This is a genomic window from Geodermatophilus sabuli, from assembly GCF_010686765.1.
Classification (GTDB): domain Bacteria; phylum Actinomycetota; class Actinomycetes; order Mycobacteriales; family Geodermatophilaceae; genus Geodermatophilus; species Geodermatophilus sabuli_A.
The window spans coordinates 1-273 of sequence record NZ_JAAGWF010000038.1; the positions used below are offsets into that span (position 1 = coordinate 1).

The following is a 273-nucleotide window of genomic DNA, read 5'->3' on the forward strand; positions in this document are numbered from 1 at the left end:
GCACTGACCCATTCGGAGCCTAGTGGGGTTCCGATGTGGAATGCCCGCGTCAGTTCTGCCCCGTCTATCGAATAGCTGCCATCATCACGGCGTATCGCGCTCAGTTTCCCTGATTTAATGGCTCTGTTGATCGTGGACTTGCTCTTTCCTGCGATCTTCGCTGCCTGTGTCAGAGAAAGTTCCGACATAGTTCCGCGCCGCGTCATTTTGGTCGTTCCGAGTGTTCGGCAAATGCTTCGCGGGCAATGTCGGCCTCTCGGCGTGGTGCCGTGA

General features: G+C 56.8%; 1 protein-coding gene. It reads right to left on the reverse strand.

The window, feature by feature from the left end:
- The coding region (locus GCU56_RS23585) for a hypothetical protein (RefSeq protein WP_440588761.1) at positions 1 to 206 on the reverse strand (206 nt) is incomplete at its 3' end.
- Positions 207 to 273 lie beyond the last annotated feature (67 nt).